Consider the following 301-nt stretch of genomic DNA (forward strand, 5'->3'; position numbering starts at 1 on the left):
GTCGAGGTGCGGGCCGCCGCCCCCGACGAGAACTGGCTCTCCACCGCCCACGGGCGCGAGTCGGGCTACATCGCGGTGCACCGCTACGTGAAGGACGACCCGGCGGAGTACTTCCGCGCGGCCGAGCGGATCTTCCTCGCCCACGGCGGACGGCCGCACTGGGGCAAGATGCACCATCTCGACGCGGGCGTGTTCGCCGAGCGCTACCCGCGCTTCGGCGACTTCCTCGCCGTGCGCGACCGGCTCGATCCGGATCGCGTCTTCCAGAACCCGTACCTCGAGCGCGCGCTCGGTCGCTGAC

Annotated in this window: 1 protein-coding gene; it reads left to right on the plus strand. The window is 72.1% G+C overall.

Annotated elements, in window-relative coordinates:
- Positions 1-300, plus strand: a 300-nt coding sequence (locus FJ658_RS03585) for a D-arabinono-1,4-lactone oxidase (RefSeq protein ID WP_305004218.1), incomplete at its 5' end; no start/stop codon positions are given.
- Between the last annotated feature and the right edge of the window lies 1 nt (position 301).

The sequence above is a fragment of the Schumannella sp. 10F1B-5-1 genome (assembly GCF_006517535.1).
Lineage (GTDB): Bacteria > Actinomycetota > Actinomycetes > Actinomycetales > Microbacteriaceae > Schumannella.